This window comes from Streptomyces sp. BBFR102 (genome assembly GCF_051397025.1).
Classification (GTDB): domain Bacteria; phylum Actinomycetota; class Actinomycetes; order Streptomycetales; family Streptomycetaceae; genus Streptomyces.
In genome coordinates this window covers 1213034-1230796 of record NZ_CP195757.1, presented here as the reverse complement: position 1 = coordinate 1230796, position 17763 = coordinate 1213034, and the positions used below count along the sequence as shown (strand labels likewise).

The window sequence follows — 17763 nt, the reverse complement described above, 5'->3', positions numbered from 1 at the left end:
GCTGGTGGTTTGCCGGTGTTCTGGCCGGGTGCGGGGAGCCGGCCGCTACTCCTCGCGCCGGAGCGTCGCGGCCCGCACTCGTCCTTGCGGAGGAGCGCATCGGCGCTCGGACAGTGCGGTAATGGATGCGGGGCCCGTAGGGTGGGTTCTGTTGGTGTTCTGAGCTGGAGTCCGTCAGAAGGGGGCGCGCGAAGCCCATGAGCGGTGTCATGAAGCGTATGGGGATGATCTTCCGCGCGAAGGCGAACAAGGCCCTTGACCGGGCCGAGGACCCGCGCGAGACCCTCGACTACTCGTACCAGAAGCAGCTGGAGCTGCTCCAGAAGGTCCGCCGGGGCGTCGCCGACGTGGCGACCTCGCGCAAGCGCCTGGAGCTGCAGCTCAACCAGCTCCAGAAGAAGTCCTCCGACCTGGAGGGCCAGGGCCGCAAGGCGCTGGCGCTGGGCCGGGAGGACCTCGCCCGCGAGGCCCTCTCCCGCCGCGCCGCGCTCCAGGGGCAGATCACCGACCTGGAGACGCAGCACCAGACGCTCCAGGGCGAGGAGGAGAAGCTCACCCTGGCGGCCCAGCGGCTCCAGGCCAAGGTCGACGCCTTCCGCACCAAGAAGGAGACGATCAAGGCCACCTACACCGCGGCCCAGGCGCAGACCCGGATCGCGGAGTCCTTCTCCGGCATCTCCGAGGAGATGAGCGACGTCGGCGTCGCGATCCAGCGCGCCGAGGACAAGACCGCCCAGCTCCAGGCCCGCTCCGGCGCCATCGACGAGCTGCTCGCCTCCGGTGCCCTCGACGACCAGTCCGGCCTCCAGAAGGACGACATCCAGCTGGAGCTGGACCGCCTCTCCGGTGGTAGTGATGTGGAGCTGGAACTCCAGCGGATGAAGGCCCAGCTGGCCGGGGGTCCGTCGGGCGGCCAGCAGGCCATCGAGGGCGGTGCCCAGGGTGAGCAGGACCGGCAGAAGCCGGAGGACACCCCCCGCTTCGAGAAGAACTGAGCGCCGAGGAGGGCGTCGTGATCGTACGGATCATGGGCGAGGGGCAGGTGAAGCTGGCCGACAGCCACTTCGCCGAGCTGAACGCGTTGGACGACGAGCTGCTCACCGAGATGGAGAGCGGCGACGGACCGGGCTTCCGCGCCACCCTCACCGCGCTCCTGGACAAGGTCCGCGAGCTGGGCACCCCGCTCCCCGACGACTCCCTGGAGCCGTCCGAGCTGATCCTCCCGGCCCCCGAGGCCAGCCTCGAAGAGGTCCGCGAACTCCTCAGCGACGACGGCCTCATCCCCGGCTGAACACCACAGCGCACCCGCACCCGCGCGAAGCCCCCGCCGCACGGCCGGGGGCTTCGCGCGTTCAGGCAGAATGAGGGAGCCCCGGCGCGGCGTGCCGCCCCCTCCGCCCAGGGGGCAGCGAGACGGCCCAGCCGGGCCGAGCGGTACCGCCAGCGCACCCCGGAGGGGCCCCGTGAGCCCGACCCACGCCACCCCAGCCGCGCCCCCGCGCCGCGCCGCCGCCCGCCTGCGCCGTGAAGCCCGCGCCCACCCCCTACTGCTGGACGCGGTCCTCGCGGCAGGGGTCCTGGTCTGCATGCTGGCCGGCTCCCTGACCGACCCGCACCACCCGGACGGCCCCACCTGGCGGACCACACCGCCCGGCGCCGCCGGTTTCACCCTGATGGCTCTGGGCTGCGCCGCACTCGTCCTGCGCCGCCGGGCCCCGCGTGCCGTGCTCGCCGCCACCTCCGCCGTCTCCCTCGCGGTCCTGGTCTCCAGCGACCCGCGCACCCCGGTCGTGATGAGCGCCGCCGTCGCCCTCTACACCGTGGCCGCCCGTACCGACCGGCCCACCACCTGGCGCATCGGCCTGCTCACCTCGGCCGGGCTCACCGCCGGCGCGATGCTCTGCGGCAACCTGCCCTGGTACGCCCAGGAGAACGTCGGCATCTTCGCCTGGACCGGCCTCGCCGCCGCCGCCGGGGACGCCGTGCGCAGCAGGCGGGCGTACATCAGCGCGATCCACGAACGCGCCGACCGGGCGGAGCGCACCCGCGAGGAGGAGGCCCGCCGCCGGGTCGCCGAGGAGCGGCTGCGGATCGCCCGCGACCTGCACGACGTCGTCGCCCACCACATCGCCCTGGTCAACGTCCAGGCCGGCGTCGCCGCCCACGTCATGGACCGCAGGCCCGACCAGGCCAAGGAGGCGCTGGCGCACGTCCGCGAGGCCGGCCGCTCCGCACTGGACGAACTCCGGGCCACCGTCGGCCTGCTCCGCCAGAGCGGCGACCCCGAGGCCCCCACCGAACCGGCGCCCGGCCTCGCCCGCCTCGACGACCTGGCCGAACGGTTCCGCAACGCCGGACTCCCGGTCGAGATCGCCTGCCCCGACCGGGGCGACCCGCTCCCGGCCGCCGTCGACCTCGCCGCGTACCGGGTGGTGCAAGAGGCCCTGACCAACGTCCACAAGCACGCCGGGCCCGGCGCCCGCGCCGAGGTCAGCATCGTCCCCGTCGACGGGCGGATCGAGGTCACCGTCCTCGACGGCGGCCCCGGCGCCGCGCCCGCTCGGGGCGCCGCCCCCGCCGAACCGCCCTCCGGCGGCGGCCACGGCCTGCTCGGCATGCGCGAACGCGTCACCGCGCTCGGCGGCACCTGCACGGCGGGGCCCCGCTTCGGCGGCGGCTTCCGCGTCCATGCGATCCTGCCCGCCCAGGGTGCGGGCCCCGTGCCCCGCCCGCCCGCGGCCCTACCGCCGCCGCGGACCGAGGTCCCGAAGGACGGCCGATGACCATCAGGGTGCTGCTCGCCGACGACCAGGCCCTGCTGCGCAGCGCCTTCCGGGTGCTCGTCGACTCCGAACCCGACATGGAGGTCGTCGGCGAGGCCGCCGACGGCGCCCAGGCCGTCGAACTGGCCCGCGCCGCCCGCCCCGACGTCGTGCTCATGGACATCCGGATGCCCGGCACCGACGGCCTCACCGCCACCCAGCTGATCAGTGCCGACCCGGCCCTCGACGGGGTGCGGGTGGTCATGCTGACCACCTTCGAGGTCGACGAGTACGTGGTCCGGGCTCTGCGTGCCGGCGCCTCCGGCTTCCTCGGCAAGGGCTCCGAGCCCGCCGAACTCCTCGGCGCCATACGCGTCGCCCACGCCGGCGAGGCCCTGCTCTCCCCGGCCGCCACCAAGGGCCTCATCGCCTCCTTCCTCGCCCAGTCCGACCACGGCGCGGAGCGTCCCGGGGCCCGCGAAGAGCGCCTCGCCGCCCTCACCGGCCGCGAGCGCGAGGTCCTCGTGCACGTCGCGAGCGGCCTGTCCAACGACGAGATCGCCGCCCGCCTCCAGGTCAGCCCGCTCACCGTCAAGACCCACGTCAACCGCGCCATGGCCAAGCTCCGCGCCCGCGACCGCGCCCAACTCGTCGTCACCGCCTACGAGACGGGCCTCGTGCGCCCCCGCACCGCCTGAACCGGGCGCCCCCCGCCTCCCGGGCCTCCGGGAGCACGGGATAAACCAGGAGGTGTACCGCTCCTACTGCGCACGCAGTACGGGGCGGCCGAGAAATCCGCCCGGAAGCGGCCCCACCGCCCACCGCCGTCGCCCATTGTGGAGCGGGGGGGGCGCGGTCGCGGCCCTCGCCGGCGGGTCCGCGAGGCCGCTCGCGGACGGCCTCGTAGGGCCGACGCCGTTGTCCAGCACGCCACTTGAGGAGCGACACCACCATGTCCTGGCTGTCCCGGTTCAGCCTCGCGCAACGGGCCCTGATAGGTCTGATGTCGATCATCGCGCTGCTCTTCGGCGCGATAGCCATCCCGCAGCTCAAACAGCAGCTGCTCCCCTCCATCGAACTGCCCATGGTGTCCGTCCTCGCGCCCTACCCCGGCGCCTCGCCCGACGTGGTCGAGAAGCAGGTCGTGGAGCCGCTGGAGAAGTCCATCGACGCGGTCGAGGGCATCACCGGCATCACCGCCACGGCCAGTGAGGGCAACGCCGTCCTCATGGCCCAGTTCGACTTCGGCTCGGCCGACTCCCAGCAGCTCGTCGCCGACATCCAGCAGGCCGTCAACCGCTCCCGCGCGATGCTCCCGGACGACGTCGACCCGCAGGTCATCGCCGGTTCCAGCGACGACATCCCGACCGTGGTCCTCGCCGTCACCTCCGGCAAGGACCAGCAGGCCCTCTCCGGACAGCTGGAGCGGACCGTCGTTCCCTCCCTCGAATCGATCGACGGCGTCGGCCAGGTCTCCGTGGACGGCGTCCGCGAACTCCAGATCGCCGTCACCCCCGACGAGGCCGACCTCGCCGAGGCCGGCCTGAGCAGCGCCGACCTCGTCCAGGCCCTCCAGGCCGCCGGGGCGACCGTGCCGGCCGGCTCCTTCGACGAGAAGGGCGAGAACCGCACCGTCCAGGTCGGCGGCGGCTTCACCTCGGTCGAGCAGATCAAGGACCTGCGGGTCGCCCCCGCCGCCGGTGGCCAGGGCGCGAAGGCGGGCCCCGGTGACGCCGGGAAGGCCCCCGCACCCGTCCGCCTCGGCTCGGTCGCGAAGGTCGAGCAGCAGCAGGCCACGGCCACCTCGCTGACCCGCACCAACGGCGAACCCAGCCTCGCCGTCGTCGTCACCATGGACCGCGACGGCAGCGCCGTCGCCATCTCCGACGCCGTCGCCGAGAAGCTTCCCCAGCTCCGTGCCGACCTCGGCGGCTCCTCCGAGCTGACCGTCGTCAGCGACCAGGGTCCCGCCGTCGCCAAGTCCATCGAGGGGCTGACCACCGAGGGCGCCCTCGGCCTGGTCTTCGCCGTCGTGATCATCCTGATCTTCCTCGCCTCGGTCCGCTCCACCCTGGTCACCGCGGTCTCCATCCCGCTCTCCGTGGTCCTCGCGCTGATCGTGCTGTGGACCCGCGACCTGTCGCTCAACATGCTGACGCTGGGCGCGCTCACCATCGCCATCGGCCGCGTCGTCGACGACTCGATCGTGGTCCTGGAGAACATCAAGCGGCACCTCGGCTACGGCGAGGAGCGCAAGGAGGCGATCCTCACCGCCGTCAAGGAGGTCGCCGGAGCGGTCACCTCCGCGACCCTCACCACGGTCGCCGTCTTCCTGCCGGTCGGCCTCGTCGGGGGCATGGTCGGCGAGCTGTTCGGCTCGTTCTCGCTCACCGTCACCGCCGCGCTGCTCGCCTCGCTGCTGGTCTCGCTGACCGTGGTCCCGGTCCTCTCCTTCTGGTTCCTGCGTGCCCCCAAGGGCACCCCCGAGGACGCCGGGGCGGCCCGCGCCGCGGCTGAGGAGAAGGAGGCGAAGAGCCCCCTCCAGCGCCTCTACGTCCCGATCCTGAGGTTCGCCACCCAGCGCCGGCTCACCAGCCTCGCCATCGCCGTCGCCGTGCTGCTCGGCACCTTCGGCATGGCCCCGCTGCTGAAGACCAACTTCTTCGACCAGGGTGAGCAGGAGGTCCTCTCCGTCAAGCAGGAGCTGGCCCCCGGCACCAGCCTCGCCGCGACCGACGAGGCCGCCCAGAAGGTGGAGGGGCTGCTGAAGAAGACCGACGGCGTCGAGGACTACCAGGTCACCATCGGCTCCTCCGGCTTCATGGCCGCCTTCGGCGGCGGCACCGACACCAACCAGGCGTCGTACCAGATCAAGCTCGCCGACTCGGCCTCCTCCGAGACCGTGCAGAACGCCCTCGACCAGGGCCTCGCCGGCCTCAAGGGCATCGGCGACACCCGCGTCTCGGCCGGTGACGGCTTCGCCGGCCAGGACCTGAGCGTCATCGTCAAGGCGTCCGAGGCCGACGTCCTCGCCCAGGCGTCCGAGCAGGTCCGCGAGGAGGTCGCGAAGCTGGACGACGTCACCGACGTCCAGAGCGACCTCTCCCGGAGCGTTCCGCGGATCTCCGTGCGGGCCAACGAGAAGGCCGCCGCGGCCGGGTTCACCGACGCGAGCCTCGGCCAGGTCGTCGCCCAGTCCGTGCGCGGCACCACCGCCGGCCAGGCCGTCCTGGACGACGCCGAGCGCGACATCGTCGTGACCTCCGCGAAGCCCGCCCGGACCCTCGCCGAACTGCGCGCGCTGCCGCTCGGCCCGGTGAAGCTCGGTCAGATCGCCGACGTGGAACTGGTCGACGGCCCGGTCTCGATGACCCGGATCGACGGTGCCCGGGCCGCCACCGTCACCGCCCGCCCGACCGCCGACAACACCGGCGCCGTCACCGCCACCCTTCAGGCGAAGATCGACGCGCTGGACCTCCCGGAGGGTGCCACCGCCACCGTCGGTGGCGTCTCCGCCGACCAGGACGAGGCGTTCGGCCAGCTGGGTCTGGCGATGCTCGCGGCCATCGCGATCGTCTTCCTGCTCCTGGTCGCGACCTTCCGCTCCCTGGTGCAGCCGCTGATCCTGCTGGTCTCCATCCCGTTCGCGGCGACCGGCGCGGTCGGCCTGCTGATCGCCACCGGCACCCCGATGGGCGTCCCGGCGATGATCGGCATGCTGATGCTGATCGGCATCGTGGTCACCAACGCGATCGTGCTGATCGACCTGATCAACCAGTACCGTGCCAAGGGCTACGGCATCATCGAGGCGGTCATCGAGGGTGGCCGCCACCGCTTCCGCCCCATCCTCATGACCGCCCTGGCGACGATCTTCGCCCTGATCCCGATGGCCCTCGGCGTCACCGGAGAGGGCGGCTTCATCGCCCAGCCGCTCGCCGTGGTGGTCATCGGCGGCCTGATCACCTCCACCGTCCTCACCCTGGTCCTGGTCCCGACGCTGTACGCCATGGTCGAACTCCGCAAGGAGCGCCGCGCAGCCAGGAAGGCCGCGAAGCGCGCCGGCCGGCCGGACCTCCCCGAGCAGTCCGAGCCCCCGGCCGAGGAGAGGACCCCCGAACCCGCCCAGTCCTGACCCACCCCCGACCGGCCCGAGGGCGTCCCCACACGGGGGCGCCCTCGGGCGTGGTCGAGACCGGGTGCGGTCACTCCCCGTACGGGTCCCTGGCACTCCCGAGCCCCACGTGCCCGTCTCCCGTCAGGCCGACGGTCGAGCCGCTCAGCGACCGCAACGGTCAGGACGGCACCGCAACGACGCCCCCAGCCCCGGCGCAAGCCGGAGCCCCCCTCGCCACGGGACGAGGAGGGCTCGGGCAAACCTTGAATCCAGGCGCGCCCGCGCGCCTACGGCAGCGCCAGCATCCGCTCCAGCGCCAGCTTGGCGAAGTCCTCGGTCGCCTTGTCGACCTCGATCCGGTTGACCAGCTTGCCCTCGGCCAGCGACTCCAGGGTCCACACCAGGTGCGGCAGGTCGATCCGGTTCATGGTCGAGCAGAAGCAGACCGTGCGGTCGAGGAAGACGATCTCCTTGTCCTCCTCGGCGAAACGGTTCGCCAGCCGCCGGACCAGGTTCAGCTCGGTGCCGATCGCCCACTTGGAGCCGCGTGGGGCCGCCTCCAGCGCCTTGATGATGTACTCCGTCGAGCCGACCAGGTCGGCGGCGGCCACCACCTCGTGCTTGCACTCGGGGTGCACCAGGACGTTGACCCCGGGGACCCGGGCGCGGACGTCCTCGACCGACTCCAGCGAGAACCGCCCGTGCACCGAGCAGTGGCCGCGCCACAGGATCATCCGGGCGTCCCGCAGCTGCTCGGCAGTGAGGCCGCCGCCCGGCTTGTGCGGGTTGTAGACGACGCAGTCCTCCAGTGACATGCCGAGGTCGCGGACGGCCGTGTTGCGCCCGAGGTGCTGGTCGGGCAGGAAGAGGATCTTGGTGGTGGCCGGGTCCTGGCCCTGCTCGAAGGCCCACTCCAGCGCCCGCTCGGCGTTGGACGAGGTGCAGATGGTGCCGCCGTGCTTGCCGGTGAACGCCTTGATGTCCGCCGAGGAGTTCATGTACGCCACCGGGACCACCTGGTCCGCGACGCCCGCCTCGCTCAGCACGTCCCAGCACTCGGCGACCTGTTCGGCCGTGGCCATGTCGGCCATCGAGCAGCCCGCCGCCAGGTCCGGCAGGACCACCTTCTGCTCGTCGGAGGTGAGGATGTCCGCCGACTCGGCCATGAAGTGCACGCCGCAGAAGACGATGTACTCCGCCTCGGGCCGCGCGGCGGCGTCCCGGGCCAGCTTGAAGGAGTCACCCGTGACGTCGGCGAACTGGATGACCTCGTCGCGCTGGTAGTGGTGACCGAGGACGAAGACCTTGTCCCCGAGCTTCTCCTTGGCCGCGCGGGCACGCGCCACCAGGTCGGGGTCGGACGGGGAGGGCAGGTCCCCGGGGCAGTCGACGCCGCGCTCGCTCGCGGGGTCGGCCTCGCGGCCGAGCAGCAGCAGAGCGAGGGGCGTCGGCTGCACGTCGAGGTCGGTGCGGGGCTGGGCGGTGGTCACGTCACGCACCCTTTCTGTTCTGCAGACGAGCCTTTTCGTCTAACTGACGTTATCTATCATAACTGCATAATGTCACTTTGACGATGCCGCTCGCGTCACTGTGACGCATCCCCTGCCACCCGCCCCCCTGCCCAGTGCCGGAGCGGCGCCCCGTGTGCGAGCATGAAGAAACCGGCCGGACCCCCGCCGTGGCCGGGCCCAGCGGCCCGCACGGCACGCGCCGGAAAACAAACAGGCCGGATGCGGAATGTTCCGGCCTCACCGGCAGTTGCCCATAGTCGGCAAGCAGTCCGTACAACCCGGGAGCGATGTAGATGTCCGTTCAGGACGAGAAGACCACCGTGAGCGACGGCATTCTCCTGTCCGACGCCGCCGCGGCCAAGGTCAAGGCCCTGCTCGACCAGGAAGGTCGGGAGGATCTGGCGCTGCGCGTGGCGGTCCAGCCCGGTGGGTGCTCCGGCCTTCGCTACCAGCTGTTCTTCGACGAGCGCTCGCTCGACGGGGACGTCGTCAAGGACTTCGGCGGGGTCAAGGTCGTGACCGACCGGATGAGCGCGCCGTACCTCGGCGGGGCCTCCATCGACTTCGTCGACACCATCGAGAAGCAGGGGTTCACCATCGACAACCCCAACGCCACGGGCTCCTGCGCCTGCGGTGACTCCTTCAGCTGAGTCGCTTCGCCGAGAGGCGGTGCCCCACTTCGGTGGGGTGCCGCCTCTTTTCGTCCGCCGGGCCCGGCCGGGCCCGGATTCACCCTCGGCCCGGCTGCCGAGCCGGCCGGCCCGATCGCGGCCTCCGTCAGCACGCCAGGGTCGTGATGGCCGAGGCGTGGGCGAGGACCGGGAGGGCGCCGTCGAAGCCGAGGTGGACCCAGCCGCGTTCCTGGCGGATCGGGGGCGGCTCGATAGAGGCAACCGCCCCGGTACGCCAGGTCGCCGACCGCCAGGTTGAGCGAGGCACCGGCCCCGAGGAGCACCTGCCCCAGCCCGCACGTCCACGAGCCCCGCCGGCCGCGCGCCAGGGTCAGGGCTCCGGCCGGGCGCACCACCGGGACGCTCCACTCCAGTGGCCTGTCCGGCACCCTCGCCCCGTCCGGTGACCGACACCCACTGCCCCACCGGGTGCCCGGCGCCGCGCGGACTCCGCAGCGAAGCGGTGAGGATGCACCGGTGCGGGCCAGGTGTTCTGTCCGGCGGATCTTCGTGGGCCCGCGACGTCGGGCACGCGCTCTCGGCGTACGCCCGGATCACCCAAGTCTGTCCAGTACGAGCGAGATCCGGGCGCACGCGGAGGGTGCGCACCGGCCGCCACGGGCTGTTCTCCGCAGATCCGCCGGGCAGGTCCCAGCTAGGCGCCAGGACCCGAGCCGCCGTGGTCGCGCGGGAGCGGCGAGCCGTCCTCGCCGAGGACCTCGCGGTCGCCGAGCGGCTCGTCCAGGGTCACCTTGGCCGTCAGCTGCTTGGCGATCTTCACGCAGACCTTGCCGGGCTCCTGCGGCTCGCCGGTGATCCGGACCGTGACGCCGTCCGCCTTCTCCTCGGCCTCGGCCGCGTACTTCTCGCAGACCCCGCCCCAGAAGCGGACGGTCAGCTCCTTGCCGTCGGCGCGGTACGACACGGCCTCGGTCAGCTTGCGGTGCTTGCCGGGGGTGCCACCGGGATCGGTGCCCGGCTGCTCCGGCGCCGGGGCCAGGTACTCGGGGTCGACGGCCGGCCGGGCCACCGTGTGCGACCGGTCGTGGCCCGCGGGGCGGACCTCGAAGAGCCAGGACGGCACCAGCGCCTGGCGCCCGGAGACGAACTGGGCGGAGAGGCCGAAGACCGCGGCCCGCACCGCCACCGGCTCGCGCTCGGGCGCGTCGCCGCCCGGCGTGCACGGGTCCTTCGGGGGCGCGGAGCCGTCCACGGAGGAGGCCCCGTCGAGCGGTGCCGGGCCGGCGCAGCCGCCGATGCCGACCTTGCCGTCGCCCTCGGCTGCGCCGTTGAGCTGGTCCAGCGCCTGCTTCGCGGTCACGACCGGATAGGTGTCACTCTTCAACGGCCCGGAGAGCCGGCCGCTGCCGCCGGCCAGGGAGCCGTCCGGCGCCACGCGCACGCCGGTGCTCCAGCCGTACGTCGGCAGGCCGTCGACCACCGGCTGGGCGTTGACCACCCGAACGCCGCCCGAGACCTGACCGGCGTCGATCTTGGCGTCGCCCTGGCCGAGCGCTTTCAGCACCGGCGCGGCCGCGCTCTTCGCCGCCTTCTCGCCGACCGGGTCGCCGCCCCCGGCGCCGTCGGAGGAACTGGCGCACATCCTGCCCTTCGGGCAGTCGTCGCCGTGCGGCGGTGTGTGGCCCTGGAAGCTCCAGGTGCCGGGTGCCTGCCTGTTGACCCGCAACAGCGGCCCCTGGCCGTCCTTGGCCGTACCGACCAGCCAGGTGTTCCCCTCGGCGCGCGGCTCACCCGGCGCACCCAGCACCTCGGCCAGCCTCGCCACGTCCGCCTTGCGCGGCCCCGCGTCGAACCGGTGGACGGCAGCCGCGCCCGGGCCCTCGGGCAGCTTCCCCCGCGCCTGGTAGACACCGCCGCCCGGGTCCGGCTCGCCGGGGGCCACGCCCCGGGTGTGGCCGTCCAGCTCCAGCGGGGGAGGGGTGCTCTCCGCGCCGGCGCCCGTCCGCTGCCCGCCGTCCGTCGCCCCGCCGGAGGCGCCGGCCACCAGGTACGCGCCTCCGCCGCCCACGATCAGGACGGCTGCCGCCACCGAGGCAACGGCCATCGGAGAACGCCGCCTGGGCCGTTCCTGCTCCTGGTCGGATCGCTCGGTGCTCACCGCATCGCTCCTTCGCCTGGACTGTCCGTACGGCACGCCCGGGAAGGGCCGGCCGTCACCGGTGTCCCCCTGATGGGGACGCCGGTGTGACGGAGCGGAGAGGGAGTCGGTTCCGGTGGGGCCGGAAGAGGGACGCGGGAGGCGCCCGCCGGGCAGGCCGCCTAGTCGCCGTACTCCGACATGCCGTCGATCAGGCGCACCGAGGCGGGGGCCACGCGTACGCCGTGGATCGTGGCGAGGGGGACCGTGCCGCGGGGCTCGCCGTGCGGGGCGGGCCAGTCCTTGGACATGCGGGCGCAGTCGCCGCGCAGCACTTCGAAACCGTGGTCCAGCTCGAGGGGGCCGGCGTCCTTGACGCTCTGGTTCGACATGTTCGCACCGTAGGCACGTCTTCCCTGATGGGGAAAGCCCTACTATCGGGTAGTTTCGTCGATTCGCGCCGCCTTGGGCCCGGCAGGGGGCAGCGGATAGCGTGAGTCGACCGATCTCCGAGTCACCCGCCCGGGCGCCCGCCGCCCCCACTCCTCGCAGGGAGCAGACCCGCCGTGCGTATCGCTGTCACCGGCTCCATCGCCACCGACCACCTGATGACCTTCCCCGGCCGCTTCGCCGACCAGCTCGTCGCCGACCAGCTCCACACGGTCTCGCTCTCCTTCCTCGTCGACCAGCTCGACGTCCGGCGCGGCGGGGTCGCGGCCAACATCTGCTTCGGCATGGGCCAGCTCGGCACCGCGCCGGTCCTTGTCGGCGCGGCGGGTTCCGACTTCGACGAGTACCGGGCCTGGCTCGACCGGCACGGCGTCGACACCGGCTCGGTCCGCATCTCCGAGGTGCTGCACACCGCGCGCTTCGTCTGCACCACCGACGCCGACCACAACCAGATCGGCTCCTTCTACACCGGCGCCATGAGCGAGGCCCGCCTCATCGAGCTCCAGGCCGTCGCCGAGCGGGTCGGCGGCCTCGACCTCGTCCTCATCGGCGCCGACGACCCCGAGGCGATGCTCCGCCACACCGAGGAGTGCCGCAGCCGGGGCATCCCGTTCGCCGCCGACTTCTCCCAGCAGATCGCGCGGATGGACGGCGAGGAGATCCGCACCCTCCTCGACGGCGCCACCTACCTCTTCTCCAACGAGTACGAGAAGGGGCTCATCGAGTCGAAGACCGGCTGGAGCGACGAGGAGATCCTCGGCCGCGTCGGCCACCGCGTCACCACCCTCGGCTCGCGCGGCGTACGCATCGAGCGCGTCGGCGACGACCCGATCGAGGTCGGCGTGCCCGAGGAGGACGCCAAGGCCGACCCGACCGGTGTCGGCGACGCCTTCCGCGCCGGCTTCCTGTCGGGCCTGTCCTGGGGCGTCTCGCTGGAGCGCGCCGCCCAGGTCGGCTGCATGCTCGCCACCCTGGTCATCGAGACCGTCGGCACCCAGGAGTACACCCTGGGCCGGGTCCCCTTCATGGACCGCTTCACCAAGGCGTACGGCCACGCCGCCGCCGCCGAGGTCCAGGTTCACCTGGCCTGAGCGGCCCGGGCCGGGCGGCTGGTCCTGGCCGCCCGGCCCCTGCTCAGACCAGCCGCCGCACCCGGTAGGCGGTGCCCCGGACGGACGGCTCCTCGCCGACGTACTCCTGCTCGCGCATCCTGCACCAGGCGGGGATGTCGAGCCGGGCCGCCCCGTCGTCGCTCAGCACGGTCACGGTGCCGCCCACCGGGACCCGGTCGATCACCTTGGCCAGCTCGATCACCGGAACCGGGCAGCGGCGTCCCAGCGCGTCCACCACCAGGGCCTCCTCGACGGCGGCCGGTTCGGCGCCGGGCGCGCCCAGTCGGGCCCGGACCGTGCGGACCGCCTCCGGGAGCACCGTGAGGAAGTGGTCCACGTCGGTGGCGGGGGTCCCGTGCGGCAGCGACACCCGGACGTTGCCCTCGCTCAGTACGCCCATCGCCCGCAGCACATGGCTCGGCGCCAGCGTCGAGGAGGTGCACGACGAGCCCGAGGAGACGGCGAAGCCTGCCCGGTCCAGCTCGTGCAGGAGGGCCTCGCCGTCGACGTAGAGGCAGGAGAAGGTGACCAGGTGCGGCAGCCGGTGCACCGGGTCGCCGACCACCTCCATCTCCTCCACCAGCTCCGGCAGCCGCAGCCTGATCCGGTCCACCAGCTCCCGCAGCCGCACCCCCTCGGCCTCCGCCTCGGCGCGCACCGCCCTGAGCGAGGCCGCCGCCGCGACCACCGCCGGGAGGTTCCCGAAACCGGGCGCGCGGCCAGACTCCCGCTCGTCCACCGGGCCCTGCGGCGCGAACCGCACCCCCTTGCGCACCGCCAGCAGCCCCACCCCGGGCGGGCCGCCCCACTTGTGGGCGCTGCCGGCCAGCAGGGACCACGGGCCCGGGACCGGCCCCCAGGGGAGTGACTGCGCGGCGTCCACCAGCAGCGGGACCGTGGCCGCCCGGCACGCCTCGGCCACCTCCTCCACCGGCTGGACGGTGCCCACCTCGTGGTTGGCCGACTGGAGGCAGGCCAGGGCGGTGTCGGCGCGCAGGGCGGCGGCGAACGCCGGGGCCGGGACGCGGCCGGTGCTCTCCACGCCGACCCGGTCGACCTCACCGCCCGTCGCCTCGAAGGACTCGGCCGCGTGCAGCACCGAGGAGTGCTCGACCTCGGAGACGACCAGGTGGCGACCGACCCGGCGGCGGCCCGCGAGGGCGCCGGCGATGCCGGTGTGGACGGCCTGGGTCCCCGAGGGGGTGAAGACCAGCTCGTCCGGGCGGCAGCCCACCGATTCGGCCGCGCTCTCCCGGGCGGCGTCCAGCAGGAGACGGGCACGGCGGCCCTCCCGGTAGAGGCGGGACGGGTCGGCCCAGCCCTCGTCGAGGGAGGCCAGGAGGGCCTGGCGGGCCGTCGGATGCAGGGGGGCGGCCGACGCCGCGTCGAAGTAGGGCACGGCGTCACGCTAACCCTGGGGACGGGGCCTGCGCCCCGGGGAGGGGGCGTGGCTCGGCCGTTCTTCACGTGGCCGCCGCGTGGGGGTCGCGGTGGGGCGGTCCCGGTCCCCTCGTTCGGGCGAAATGGGCCGGACGCGGCGGGGCTCCGGTGGGGCGGCGTGCCCTCGCGCGCGCCCGCACGAGGAGTGGGGGAGGAGCGAAGGGCGGGGGGCGAGAGAGGGGCCGGGGGAGCGGAGTGTGCGCGGCGAGGGCGGACGGAAGGGGTGTCAGAACGGGGATGGACGCCGGGATTACGCCGGGATTCCATCCCTTCGGGGTGCGGCACGGCGCGTTGGGTACCCTCCCCGCGCGGCCCCAAATTGAGTCCAGTAGGGTTTGGTCCGCATAAACATCCAATCCCCTGCCCGCCGCAGGGCCGGCGACCGACCAGCGTGGAGGCCGCACCCGACAGCGCGGGCGAGACTCTCGGGAAGGCGCTACGTGAGTCCCAACGGCTCCGACCGCTCGTCGCGGCGCCCGATGCGGCGGAAGCTGCCGCAGGTGCTGACTGCGGGCCTGATCCTTGCAACCGCCACCGGTTGCACATACGAGGACTTCCCCCGTCTTGGTATGCCCACCCCGGTGACCGAAGAGGCACCGATCATCCTCTCCCTCTGGCAGGGCTCCTGGGCGGCGGCGCTCGTCACGGGTGTCCTCGTGTGGGCGTTGATCCTCTGGGCCTGCTTCGCCTACCGGCGGACGCGCACCAAGGTCGAGGTTCCCCCGCAGACCCGGTACAACATGCCGCTTGAGGCGCTGTACACCGTGGTTCCCGTCCTCATCGTCTCGGTGTTCTTCTTCTTCACCGCCCGCGATGAGTCGAAGCTCCTCTCGCTCTCCGAGAAGCCGGCCCACACCATCAACGTGGTCGGTTTCCAGTGGAGCTGGGCCTTCAACTACATCGAGGACGTGGATGGCGAGACCGCCACCGGCGACGCGCGGACCAACCCTGACCTGGCGGCCATTCCGGACCGCTTCAAGAAGGCGTTCCCCGAGGGAGCCGAGGGCGTCCACGCCGTCGGTACTCCCGGTGAGCGCAACCCGCAGAACGGCAACCCGGGTCCGACCCTCTGGCTCCCCAAGGGCGAGAAGGTCCGCTTCGTGCTGACCTCGCGGGACGTCATCCACTCGTTCTGGGTGGTGCCGTTCCTGATGAAGCAGGACGTCATCCCCGGCCACACCAACGCTTTCGAGGTGACCCCCGAGAAGGAGGGCACCTACATGGGCAAGTGCGCCGAGCTCTGCGGCGTGGATCACTCCCGCATGCTCCTGAACGTCAAGATCGTTTCCCCCGAGCGCTACCAGAAGCATCTTGAGGAGCTCCGGGAGAAGGGCCAGACCGGGTACGTCCCGGCGGGCATCGAGCAGACGGACCCGGCCAGGAACGCGGAGAAGAGCCAACTGTGAGCATCCTCAACGAACCCCAGGGTGACGCCGCAGCTGACGACTCGTACGAGAACGAGCTGCCGGTTCGCCGCAAGCAGCCGGGCAATGTCGTCGTGAAGTGGCTGACCACCACCGACCACAAGACGATCGGCACGCTGTACCTGGTCACCTCGTTCGTCTTCTTCTGCATCGGTGGCCTGATGGCCCTGGTGATGCGTGCCGAGCTGGCCAGGCCCGGCACGCAGATCATCTCGAACGAGCAGTTCAACCAGGCGTTCACGATGCACGGCACGATCATGCTGCTGATGTTCGCGACGCCGCTCTTCAACGGTTTCGCGAACTGGATCATGCCGCTCCAGATCGGTGCGCCCGACGTGGCGTTCCCGCGGCTGAACATGTTCGCCTACTGGCTCTACCTCTTCGGCTCGCTGATCGCGGTGGCCGGCTTCCTCACCCCGCAGGGTGCGGCAGACTTCGGCTGGTTCGCTTACTCCCCGCTGTCGGACGCCGTCCGCTCGCCGGGTGTCGGCGCCGACATGTGGATCATGGGTCTGGCCCTCTCGGGCTTCGGCACGATCCTCGGCTCGGTCAACTTCATCACCACGGTCATCTGCATGCGCGCGCCCGGCATGACGATGTTCCGCATGCCGATCTTCACCTGGAACGTCCTGCTCACCGGTGTCCTGGTGCTGCTGGCCTTCCCCGTCCTGGCCGCCGCGCTGTTCGCCCTGGAGGCGGACCGCAAGTTCGGGGCGCAGATCTTCAGTCCGGAGAACGGCGGAGCACTGCTCTGGCAGCACCTCTTCTGGTTCTTCGGACACCCAGAGGTCTACATCATCGCCCTGCCGTTCTTCGGCATCGTCTCCGAGATCATCCCGGTGTTCTCGCGGAAGCCGATCTTCGGTTACATGGGCCTGGTCGGCGCGACCATCGCCATCGCGGGTCTGTCCGTGACGGTGTGGGCGCACCACATGTACGTCACCGGCGGTGTGCTGCTGCCGTTCTTCTCGTTCATGACCTTCCTGATCGCGGTCCCGACCGGTGTGAAGTTCTTCAACTGGCTCGGCACCATGTGGAAGGGCTCCCTGTCCTTCGAGAACCCGATGCTGTGGTCGGTCGGCTTCCTGGTCACCTTCCTCTTCGGTGGCCTGACCGGCGTCATCCTGGCCTCCCCGCCGCTGGACTTCCACGTCTCGGACTCGTACTTCGTCGTCGCGCACTTCCACTACGTCGTCTTCGGCACCGTGGTCTTCGCGATGTTCGCCGGATTCCACTTCTGGTGGCCGAAGTTCACCGGCAAGATGCTGGACGAGCGGCTCGGCAAGATCACCTTCTGGACGCTGTTCGTCGGCTTCCACGGCACCTTCCTGGTCCAGCACTGGCTGGGCGCCGAGGGCATGCCGCGTCGCTACCCGGACTACCTGGCGGCGGACGGGTTCACCGCGCTGAACACGGTCTCCACCATCGCCTCGTTCCTGCTCGGCCTGTCGCTCCTGCCGTTCTTCTACAACATCTGGAAGACCGCCAAGTACGGCAAGAAGGTCGAGGTCGACGACCCGTGGGGCTACGGCCGCTCGCTGGAGTGGGCGACCTCCTGCCCGCCGCCGCGGCACAACTTCCTCACGCTGCCGCGTATCCGCTCGGAATCCCCGGCGTTCGACCTGCACCACCCTGAGATCGCCGCCATGGACCACCTTGAGGACCACGACCCGCAGCCCAAGGCCGTCGCGGGCACCAAGGAGGCAGGCAAGTGAAGATCCAGGGCAAGATGTTCATCTGGCTGAGCGCCTTCCTGCTGCTCGTTGCAGTGGTGTACGGCCTCTGGTCGCGGGAGCCGGTCGGTACGACGGCGCTCTTCCTCGCCTTCGGCCTCTCCATCATGATCGGCTTCTACCTGGCGTTCACCGCCCGGCGGGTCGACGCGATGGCCCAGGACGACAAGGAGGGAGAGGTCGCGGACGAGGCCGGTGAGGTGGGCTTCTTCAGCCCGCACAGCTGGCAGCCGCTCTCGCTGGGCATCGGCGGTTCCCTCATGTTCCTGGGCGTCGTCTTCGACTGGTGGCTGATGTTCTTCGCCTTCCCGATGCTGCTCATCGGCCTCTGGGGATGGATCTACGAGTACTACCGCGGCGAGAACCAGAACCAGTGACACCTCGCTGAACTCCGCCGCCCCGGCGGCCCGTCAGGCCCGGTCCCTCCTTCGCGGAGGGGTCGGGCCTG

15 protein-coding genes are annotated in these 17763 nt (G+C 71.9%); 10 read left to right on the top strand and 5 right to left on the bottom strand.

Features of this window, described 5'->3' with window-relative positions; translation table 11 throughout:
* Positions 1 to 218 precede the first annotated feature (218 nt).
* From ACSLIC_RS05605 to ACSLIC_RS05585, 5 genes are all read left to right on the top strand, one after another.
* The gene (locus ACSLIC_RS05605) at positions 219 to 995 is read left to right on the top strand and encodes a PspA/IM30 family protein (protein WP_436740278.1); all 777 of its coding nucleotides are present in this window, start codon (positions 219 to 221) and stop codon (positions 993 to 995) included.
* Positions 996 to 1012: 17 nt separating this feature from the next.
* Positions 1013 to 1291, top strand: coding sequence for a PspA-associated protein PspAA (gene pspAA / locus ACSLIC_RS05600; RefSeq protein ID WP_101277480.1), 279 nt, complete (start codon positions 1013 to 1015; stop codon positions 1289 to 1291).
* 172 nt (positions 1292 to 1463) lie between these two features.
* Entirely contained in the window at positions 1464 to 2783 is a 1320-nt protein-coding gene (locus ACSLIC_RS05595) for a sensor histidine kinase (RefSeq protein WP_436736568.1), read from the top strand.
* Complete coding sequence (locus tag ACSLIC_RS05590) at positions 2780 to 3460, top strand: response regulator (RefSeq protein ID WP_436736567.1); 681 nt, start codon at positions 2780 to 2782, stop codon at positions 3458 to 3460. Before ACSLIC_RS05595 ends, ACSLIC_RS05590 begins: the two co-directional genes overlap by 4 nt.
* A 254-nt stretch (positions 3461 to 3714) precedes the next feature.
* A complete protein-coding gene (locus ACSLIC_RS05585) occupies positions 3715 to 6894 on the top strand; it encodes an efflux RND transporter permease subunit (protein ID WP_436736566.1) in 3180 nt (1059 codons plus the stop codon).
* A 269-nt stretch (positions 6895 to 7163) separates the two neighbouring features.
* On the opposite strand, the gene nadA is transcribed toward ACSLIC_RS05585, so the two are convergent.
* The gene (gene nadA, locus ACSLIC_RS05580) at positions 7164 to 8366 is read right to left on the bottom strand and encodes a quinolinate synthase NadA (RefSeq protein WP_436736565.1); all 1203 of its coding nucleotides are present in this window, start codon (positions 8364 to 8366) and stop codon (positions 7164 to 7166) included.
* A gap of 314 nt (positions 8367 to 8680) precedes the next feature.
* Here nadA and ACSLIC_RS05575 point away from each other — a divergent pair, with 314 nt between their 5' ends.
* Positions 8681 to 9037 carry an iron-sulfur cluster assembly accessory protein gene (locus ACSLIC_RS05575; protein ID WP_003947659.1) on the top strand — a complete coding sequence of 119 codons (357 nt, stop codon included), beginning with the start codon at positions 8681 to 8683 and terminating at the stop codon, positions 9035 to 9037.
* A gap of 127 nt (positions 9038 to 9164) precedes the next feature.
* Here ACSLIC_RS05575 and ACSLIC_RS05570 read toward each other — a convergent pair whose 3' ends face one another.
* From ACSLIC_RS05570 to ACSLIC_RS05560, 3 genes are all read right to left on the bottom strand, one after another.
* Positions 9165 to 9326: a hypothetical protein gene (locus tag ACSLIC_RS05570; protein ID WP_436736564.1), complete on the bottom strand. Its 162-nt coding sequence runs from the start codon at positions 9324 to 9326 to the stop codon at positions 9165 to 9167.
* Between the two features lie 387 nt (positions 9327 to 9713).
* Positions 9714 to 11177 carry a hypothetical protein gene (locus ACSLIC_RS05565; protein WP_436736563.1) on the bottom strand — a complete coding sequence of 488 codons (1464 nt, stop codon included), beginning with the start codon at positions 11175 to 11177 and terminating at the stop codon, positions 9714 to 9716.
* Between the two features lie 161 nt (positions 11178 to 11338).
* Positions 11339 to 11548 (bottom strand): hypothetical protein, encoded by a 210-nt coding sequence (locus ACSLIC_RS05560; RefSeq protein ID WP_436736562.1) that lies wholly within the window; start codon positions 11546 to 11548, stop codon positions 11339 to 11341.
* Positions 11549 to 11722: 174 nt separating this feature from the next.
* Between ACSLIC_RS05560 and ACSLIC_RS05555 the strand changes: the two genes are divergently transcribed.
* Positions 11723 to 12697, top strand: a complete 975-nt coding sequence (locus tag ACSLIC_RS05555; RefSeq protein WP_436736561.1) for a carbohydrate kinase family protein — start codon at positions 11723 to 11725, stop codon at positions 12695 to 12697.
* Positions 12698 to 12740: 43 nt separating this feature from the next.
* Here ACSLIC_RS05555 and ACSLIC_RS05550 read toward each other — a convergent pair whose 3' ends face one another.
* The gene (locus ACSLIC_RS05550) at positions 12741 to 14117 is read right to left on the bottom strand and encodes a cysteine desulfurase/sulfurtransferase TusA family protein (protein WP_436736560.1); all 1377 of its coding nucleotides are present in this window, start codon (positions 14115 to 14117) and stop codon (positions 12741 to 12743) included.
* Positions 14118 to 14598: 481 nt separating this feature from the next.
* On the opposite strand from ACSLIC_RS05550, the gene ctaC reads away from it, so the two are divergent.
* Genes ctaC through ACSLIC_RS05535 form a run of 3 tightly spaced genes read left to right on the top strand, consistent with a single transcriptional unit; the run spans position 14599 to position 17692 of the window.
* Entirely contained in the window at positions 14599 to 15564 is a 966-nt protein-coding gene (ctaC, locus tag ACSLIC_RS05545) for an aa3-type cytochrome oxidase subunit II (RefSeq protein WP_436736559.1), read from the top strand.
* Positions 15561 to 17297 (top strand): aa3-type cytochrome oxidase subunit I, encoded by a 1737-nt coding sequence (gene ctaD / locus ACSLIC_RS05540; RefSeq protein WP_436736558.1) that lies wholly within the window; start codon positions 15561 to 15563, stop codon positions 17295 to 17297. The genes ctaC and ctaD overlap by 4 nt, the downstream gene beginning before the upstream one ends.
* The gene (locus ACSLIC_RS05535) at positions 17294 to 17692 is read left to right on the top strand and encodes a cytochrome c oxidase subunit 4 (RefSeq protein ID WP_436736557.1); all 399 of its coding nucleotides are present in this window, start codon (positions 17294 to 17296) and stop codon (positions 17690 to 17692) included. The genes ctaD and ACSLIC_RS05535 overlap by 4 nt, the downstream gene beginning before the upstream one ends.
* The last annotated feature ends 71 nt before the right edge of the window (positions 17693 to 17763 follow it).

Excerpts from the sequence above, each read along its gene's own strand:
- ACSLIC_RS05605 (WP_436740278.1), top strand. The coding sequence starts at position 219 with ATGGGGATGATCTTCCGCGCGAAGGCGAACAAGGCCCTTGACCGGGCC.
- ACSLIC_RS05590 (WP_436736567.1), top strand. The coding sequence starts at position 2,780 with ATGACCATCAGGGTGCTGCTCGCCGACGACCAGGCCCTGCTGCGCAGC.
- ACSLIC_RS05585 (WP_436736566.1), top strand. The coding sequence starts at position 3,715 with ATGTCCTGGCTGTCCCGGTTCAGCCTCGCGCAACGGGCCCTGATAGGT.
- ACSLIC_RS05575 (WP_003947659.1), top strand. The coding sequence starts at position 8,681 with ATGTCCGTTCAGGACGAGAAGACCACCGTGAGCGACGGCATTCTCCTG.
- ACSLIC_RS05560 (WP_436736562.1), bottom strand. The coding sequence starts at position 11,548 with ATGTCGAACCAGAGCGTCAAGGACGCCGGCCCCCTCGAGCTGGACCAC.